This is a genomic window from Streptomyces chartreusis NRRL 3882 (assembly GCF_900236475.1).
Taxonomy (GTDB): Bacteria; Actinomycetota; Actinomycetes; order Streptomycetales; family Streptomycetaceae; genus Streptomyces; species Streptomyces chartreusis_D.
In genome coordinates, this window is record NZ_LT963352.1 from 4,810,656 (window position 1) to 4,817,500 (window position 6,845).

5 protein-coding genes are annotated in these 6,845 nt (G+C 71.7%); 3 read left to right on the top strand and 2 right to left on the bottom strand.

Translation table 11 applies throughout. The features are described from left to right. Nucleotides 1-238: 238 nt before the first annotated feature. On the bottom strand, nucleotides 239-1,018 hold the full coding sequence (locus SCNRRL3882_RS21685; RefSeq protein ID WP_050810308.1) for a TetR/AcrR family transcriptional regulator: 780 nt from the start codon (nucleotides 1,016-1,018) through the stop codon (nucleotides 239-241). Between the two features lie 376 nt (nucleotides 1,019-1,394). On the opposite strand from SCNRRL3882_RS21685, the gene SCNRRL3882_RS21690 reads away from it, so the two are divergent. Further along, nucleotides 1,395-2,774 (top strand): NAD(P)/FAD-dependent oxidoreductase, encoded by a 1,380-nt coding sequence (locus SCNRRL3882_RS21690; RefSeq protein WP_029181530.1) that lies wholly within the window; start codon nucleotides 1,395-1,397, stop codon nucleotides 2,772-2,774. A 173-nt stretch (nucleotides 2,775-2,947) separates the two neighbouring features. Continuing rightward, nucleotides 2,948-4,615 (top strand): ATP-binding SpoIIE family protein phosphatase, encoded by a 1,668-nt coding sequence (locus tag SCNRRL3882_RS21695; protein WP_010044938.1) that lies wholly within the window; start codon nucleotides 2,948-2,950, stop codon nucleotides 4,613-4,615. Between the two features lie 55 nt (nucleotides 4,616-4,670). Here SCNRRL3882_RS21695 and SCNRRL3882_RS21700 read toward each other — a convergent pair whose 3' ends face one another. After that, nucleotides 4,671-5,936 (bottom strand): MFS transporter, encoded by a 1,266-nt coding sequence (locus tag SCNRRL3882_RS21700; protein ID WP_010044936.1) that lies wholly within the window; start codon nucleotides 5,934-5,936, stop codon nucleotides 4,671-4,673. 122 nt (nucleotides 5,937-6,058) lie between these two features. Between SCNRRL3882_RS21700 and SCNRRL3882_RS21705 the strand changes: the two genes are divergently transcribed. Next, on the top strand, nucleotides 6,059-6,607 hold the full coding sequence (locus SCNRRL3882_RS21705) for a MarR family winged helix-turn-helix transcriptional regulator (RefSeq protein ID WP_010044934.1): 549 nt from the start codon (nucleotides 6,059-6,061) through the stop codon (nucleotides 6,605-6,607). Nucleotides 6,608-6,845: the final 238 nt, after the last annotated feature.

The window sequence follows — 6,845 nt, forward strand, 5'->3', positions numbered from 1 at the left end:
GTACTAGGCATCACTCATTCGGGGAATGATTCCCTGTCGCCGTGCTCGGAAGCCGAGCGGACCGATCCGGCGGCCGACCGTGACCACCGAGGCCGACCGGTCCGATCGACCGGGACCAGTCGACCGGCAGCCGATCAACCCAGTCGACCAGCCCAGCCGACCGGCAGCCGACCGCACCGGCCGATCGCTCCGCCCGTTCCGGCCGCCCGTTCCGGCAGCCCGCCCGAGCCGCTGCGGCTCACGCCGGCCGTGACCGCAGCCCCTCCAGCAGGATGTCCAGCAGGCGGGCCGACGCGGCCGCCTGCTGCGCCGCGTCCGGCAGCGAGGGCGCGGCCGTCGCGATCACCAGCAGGACGTCCGACACCGACACGTCCGCGCGCAGCTCACCCGCCGCACGCGCCCGCTCCACGAGCTGACCCACGACCTCGAGCAGGGCCGAGGCCCCGGCGTCGTCCTCCGCCGCGACCGCCGCTGCCGGCACCGAGGCGACCGCCACCGGCTCCTCCGGCACCAGCCGCAGCTCCGCCGGGCCCGGCTGCGTCCGCTGCTGCGGCACGCGCGCCTGACCGGCACGGTCATCCTCGACCGAGACCCGCAGTACCTGCGGCGGCAGCAGCCGCCCGGCGCCGGAGGCCACCGACGTACGCAGGAAGCGCGACAGCGCCGACCACGGCTCGTCCTCCTGCCCGAGCGCCGCACGCGCCTGGTCGGTCAGCCGGGAGGTCTCCTCCTCGGCTATCCGCCGCACCAGGACGTCCTTGCTCGGGAACCGCCGGTACACCGTGCCCACGCCGACCCGCGCGCGTCGCGCCACGTCCTCCATCGGCGCGCCGTACCCCAGCTCGCCGAACACCTCGCGCGCCGCCCGCAGCACATGTTCCAGATTGCGCTGTGCGTCCACGCGCAGCGGCGTCGTCCGCGCTCCGTTCCCGCGTCCGTTGCCCGCCGTCGCGCTCATCGTCGCGCCACCCGCCGCGACAGCGGACGCGGACGACCAATGAGAGTCCTGAACATGCATTCGCATTCCCCCGGTAATGACGTCTCCCCCCGGAGACACTCCCCGCCATTCGATGCCGGGACGGAGGAACAGGCCCGGGTCCCCGGACCCGCCCGTCGCGGACCCAGCGAGCGCATCCCCCTACACCCCGTCGACACACGAACATAGTTGAGAGGGAGTCAATTCAGAAGGGGGAGGTTCCGCACGGAGCGCCCACCGATCGGAGTACGGGTCGCATACGTCCCGAATGTGCCCCCGACCGCCCCTCGCACCACCCCTGCTGACCTGCGGGTATTCACCACAGCTCACCTTTCCGGCCAACTCCGCGCGCTCTCCCGCTCCGGTCACACAATTCGTCGAGGCTGTGGACAAACGCAAGCGCCGGGTGCGTCATGGGATGGTGAAGGAACGTGCGCGCATTCTCGTTGTCGGTGGTGGCTACGTCGGGATGTACACGGCCCTGCGCCTCCAGGGCAGACTGAAACGGGAACTGGAGCGGGGCGAGGTGGAGATCACGGTCGTCACCCCCGACCCGTACATGACGTATCAGCCGTTCCTCCCCGAGGCCGCCGCGGGCGCCATCTCGCCCCGCCATGTCGTCGTACCGCTGCGCCGCGTCCTCGACCGCTGCCGTGTCGTCATCGGCGAAGCCACCGCCATCGACCACGCGAAGCGCACCGCCACCGTCACCACCCTCGCCACCGAGGAGGAGGGCACGGGCGGGCAGCTGCTGACCTACGACGAACTCGTCCTCGCCCCCGGCTCCGTCTCGCGCACCCTGCCGATCCCCGGCCTCGCCGACCACGGCATCGGCTTCAAGACCGTCGAAGAGGCCATCGGCCTGCGCAACCACGTCATCGAGCAGATGGACATCGCCTCCTCCACCCGTGATCCCGCGATCCGCGACGCGGCCCTCACCTTCGTCTTCGTCGGTGGCGGCTTCGCCGGCGTGGAGGCGCTCGGCGAACTGGAGGACATGGCCCGCTACGCCGCGCGCTACTACCACAACGTCCAGCCCGAGGACATGAAGTGGATCCTCGTCGAGGCCTCGGACCGCATCCTGCCCGAGGTCGGCGAGGAGATGGGCCGCTACACCGTCACCGAACTGCGCCGCCGCAACATCGACGTACGCCTCCAGACCCGCCTGGAGTCCTGCGCGGACCGGGTCGCGGTCCTCAGCGACGGCGCCCGCTTCCCCACCCGTACGGTCGTCTGGACGGCCGGCGTCAAACCCCACCCGGTGCTCGCCGCCACCGACCTGCCCCGCAACGGCCGCGGACGGCTCACCTGCACGGCCGAGCTGACGATCGCGGGCACCACGCACGCGTGGGCGGCGGGAGACGCCGCGGCCGTCCCCGACGTGACAGCCGGCGAGCCCGGCCGGGAGTGCGCCCCCAACGCCCAGCACGCCGTCCGCCAGGCCAGGGTCCTGGCCGACAACATCGTGCACACCCTGCGCGGCGAACCCCTCACCACGTACGCCCACAAGTACGCCGGCTCGGTCGCCTCCCTGGGCCTGCACAAGGGCGTCGCCCACGTCTACGGACGCAAGCTCAAGGGCTACCCCGCCTGGTTCATGCACCGCGCCTACCACCTCAGCCGCGTCCCCACCTTCAACCGCAAGGCGCGCGTCCTCGCCGAATGGACGCTGGCCGGACTCTTCAAACGCGAGATCGTCTCCCTGGGTTCACTCGAACACCCCCGGGCGGAGTTCGAACTCGCGGCCGGTGGAAAGCCTTCTCAAGACCCCCCGGTGAACCCGAAGGGGTCGTCCTGACCGGACCCAGGAACTCCACCGGCCGGCCCGGCGTCTGACGGATGCCGGTCCGGTCCGCTCACTGCCAGACTGGTCCACCACCGCGGGCGTGCCACCACTCGCCCCGGTGCGGGCCCCCGGGGCCCCGGCCGGTTCCGGTGCCGGCCGCCGACGACTACACGAGGCAAGGATTCGTGAACTTCACGCGCTGGAGCGCCCGGCTCCCCGGAACGCAGCGCCGCGCCGCAGCGCGGACCGAGCAGACGGCCTCCCCGAACCGGCGGGGGGAAGGTTCCGTACCCGCCGCCCGCACCGAACAGCTGACCGACGAGCCACCGTCCGTACCCGCCGTCGACGAACTGCGGGTGCGTGAGGTCCTCGACCGCGTCCCGTCCCTCGTCGCCCTGGTCCACGGCCCCGACCACCGCATCGCCTACGTCAACGACGCCTACACGACCGCCTTCGGAGTCCGCCCCCTGGGCGAACGCGCCCGCGAGGCCCTCCCGGAACTGGACGCGCTCGGCCTCTTCCCCCTCCTGGACCAGGTCCAGCGCAGCGGCAAGCCCCGCACGGTCAAGTCCCGCAAGGCCCCCGACGGCCGCTGCTACACCTTCACCTGCACCCCGGTCGCCCAGGGCGACGGCAAGGGCGGCAGCGACGGCCGCGGTGTCCTCGTCTTCGCCACGGACGTCACCGACCACGCCGAAGCCGCCGAACGCCTGCGCGCCAGCGAACGCCGCCAGCGCGAAACGGCGGTGACACTCCAGAGGTCACTGCTCCCCCAGGAGCTCGAAGAACCCGACGACCTGCGCATCGCCGCCACGTACCACCCCGGCGGCACAGAGGCCGCGGTCGGCGGCGACTGGTACGACGTCATCACCCTGGGCGGCGGCCGCACGGCCCTCGTCATCGGCGACGTCATGGGCCGCGGCGTCCGCGCTGCGGCCGTCATGGGCCAGCTCCGCACGGCGGTCCGCGCCTACGCCCGCCTCGACCTGCCCCCGCACGAGGTCCTCCAGCTCCTCGACGGCCTGGCAGCCGAGATCGACGCCAACCAGATCGCCACCTGCGCGTACGCGGTCCACGACCCGAACGAGGGCAAGCTGGTCTACGCCTCGGCGGGCCACCTCCCCATCCTGGTCCGCGACGAGAACGGCGCGGTCCTGCGCGCCGACGAACCCACCGGCCCGCCGCTCGGCACCGGCGGCTGGATGCACGCCTCCGGCTCGATCCCCCTCGGCCCCGGATCCACGGCCGTCCTCTACACGGACGGCCTGGTCGAGCGCCGGGACGCCGACCTGGACGAGGGCATCGCCGCCCTGGAAAGCGCCCTGGCCGGCGCCACCGGCACACCCCAGGTCGTCTGCGACCGCCTGGTCCGCTCGGCGGGCGTGACCCCCGACCACGACGACGACGTGGCCGTCCTGGTCCTCCAGCACCCGGCCCGGACGGGCCCGGAGAGCGAGCTGTTCCGCAACGCCGCCCTGGAACTCCTGGGCGGCGTGGAAGCGGCCCCACGCGCGCGTGCCTTCGCCTCCGGCGTCCTGACCAGCTGGCGCTTCCCCGCCGATCTGCACGACCTGGGCGTCCTGGCCACCAGCGAACTGGTCGCCAACTCCCTCCAGCACGGCACCCCGCCGATGCGCCTGCGCCTGCGCCGCACCGACCGCCGCCTGATCATCGAGGTCACCGACGGCGACGACCATCTCCCCAGGCGCCGCCGCGCGGAACCGGGCGACGAATCGGGCCGGGGCATCGCCATCGTCGCCACGATCGCGTCGAACTGGGGCTGCCGCCGGACCCCGGGCGGCGGCAAGGCGGTGTGGTGCGAGTTCGCACTACCGCGCACGCAGGCGCCGTAGACGCAAGGGAGGCGGAAGCGGGGCCTGCACAGGTGGGGAAGGGCAGGGGCGGGGATCAGACGTCCGCGGAAACGGGCGCCCCACCCCGCGCCACGACCCGGCTCTTCGCGAGCCACGGCTGATCCTGCACCTCCGTGAGCTGCCGCCCCAGCCGCACCGCCAGGAAGCTGATCCCCAGCGAGAACAGCAGGAACGCCACGATGTACGGCGCGTGCAGCGAGGCCCCCAGCGGCCCGCCCACCGCCGGCCCGACGGCCAGCGCGAGCTGCTTGACCAGGGCGAACGCGGAGTTGTACTGCCCGGCCATCCCCTCCGGCGCCAGATCGGCGACCAGCGGGGCGACCGTCGGCGACAGCATCGCCTCACCCAGCCCGAACAGGGCGTACGTCGAGACGAACGCGGCCGTCGCCATCTCCTGGCTCCCGTGCCCGAGCCCCGCGTACCCGGCCACGGCCCACGCCACGGCCCAGATCAACCCCACGACGGCGATCACCCGCGACCGCCTGCGCCGCTCCACGAACCGCAGCACGGCGAACTGCGCCACGACGATCACCAGCGTGTTCGCCGCCAGGGCGGTCCCCAGCGCCGACGTCGATATCCCGGCCGCCTCGACCCCGTACGCGCTCAGTCCCGATTCGAACTGCCCGTAGCAGGCGAAGAACAACACGAAGCCCAGCACGCACAACTGCACCATGGCCCGGTTGCCCAGCAACTGCTTCCAGCTGCCCCGCCCCGACGCCACGGGCGCGGCCTCGATCCGCGGCGCGTGCGGCAGCCGCACCGTCGTCATCACCACGACCAGCAGCAGGAACATCGCCGCCTCGATAGCGAAGAGCAGCGTGAAGGAGGCAGCGCTCGACGTGTCGACGAGGTGACCACCGATGAGGCCACCCACCCCGAGCCCGAGGTTCTGGAGGAAGAACTGCATGGCGAAGGCGCGCGAGCGCGTATCCGCCGTCGAGCTGTCCACGATCATCGTCGCCAGCGCCGGCTGCGTCACGGCCTGACCGGCCCCCAGCACGGCAGCCGCCGACAGCACCGCCGCGGCGTTGCTCGCCAGCCCCAGACCCAGCGCACCGACGGCGGCGGCGACCAGGGCGGTGAGCAGCACCGGCAGCGGGCCACGCCGGACGATGGCCCGCCCGGCGAACGGCAGCACGACCAGCGCCGCCACAGCGAAAACGGCGAGTACGAGACCCGCCGTCATGGCTCCCAGTCCCCGCACCTGCGCCACGTAGACGTACAGATAGGGGACGGTGAAGCCGAGCCCGAACGCGCTGAGTGCGTTGCCCACGTGGATCCGGCGCATCGCTGCGCCCATCGCCCTGGTCACGTTCACCTCTCTCACAAGTTAGGAGTGAAGACTTCGAAACTAAAGTTCGAAGCTAAAGAGTACATATCCAAGGACTTCAAGGCAAAGAACGAGCGTGCGATACTCCCCCCATGGGCGACACCCCCGGCCCCAGCGAGCCGACCCTCGAAGAGCAGATCGCGGCGTACCAGCGCGAGTTCCAGGACCTCGACCCCCAGGTGGAGCAGATCGTCTCGGCCCTGTCCCGCCTGAACCGCCGCATGAACGTCGCCTACGGCCGTCAGACCGCGGCCCTCGGCATCAGCAACGCCGAGTGGGAGGTCCTGAAGGCCCTCGTCCTCTCCGGGGCCCCCTACCGTCTGGGCCCGAGCGACCTCGCGAAGCGCCTCGGTCTGACCCCGGCCGCCATGACCCACCGGATCGACCGCATGGTCGGCGAAGGACTGGTCACCCGGGAGCGGGACGAGTCCAACAGGGTCCGCGTCATCGTGGAGCTCACCAACGGAGGTCGTGAGAAGTGGCTGGAGGCGATGCGCCTGGCGACGGTCTTCGAGGAGGATCTGCTCCAGGACCTCTCCCCGGAGGAGCGCAGCGCACTCGGCGAGGTCCTCACCCGGCTCCTGCGCCGGGTGGAAGACGCCCAGCCGGACGCCGGCGGCCGCCTCTCCGACCTGGACTGACGCCCGCATCAAAGATCTTGACAGGGGCCGCTTGACACCCCCCTTCCCGATCCGTAAAGTTCTTCGGGTTGCCGCGGAGCCGTAACGGTTCTGCGACAGCGCTTCCGCCGCACGAGCGGCACCCAACCACTAGCAAGATCGCTCCCAACGGGGTTGATTTCGGCGTGCCCGAATTCAATTCGAATTGGGACTCGACGACCTGATCGACTCCGCACTGGCTTCGATTTTGGAAACGCCG

Excerpts from the sequence above, each read along its gene's own strand:
- SCNRRL3882_RS21685 (WP_050810308.1), bottom strand. The coding sequence starts at position 1,018 with ATGCATGTTCAGGACTCTCATTGGTCGTCCGCGTCCGCTGTCGCGGCG.
- SCNRRL3882_RS21700 (WP_010044936.1), bottom strand. The coding sequence starts at position 5,936 with ATGGGCGCAGCGATGCGCCGGATCCACGTGGGCAACGCACTCAGCGCG.
- SCNRRL3882_RS21705 (WP_010044934.1), top strand. The coding sequence starts at position 6,059 with ATGGGCGACACCCCCGGCCCCAGCGAGCCGACCCTCGAAGAGCAGATC.
- SCNRRL3882_RS21690 (WP_029181530.1), top strand. The coding sequence starts at position 1,395 with ATGGTGAAGGAACGTGCGCGCATTCTCGTTGTCGGTGGTGGCTACGTC.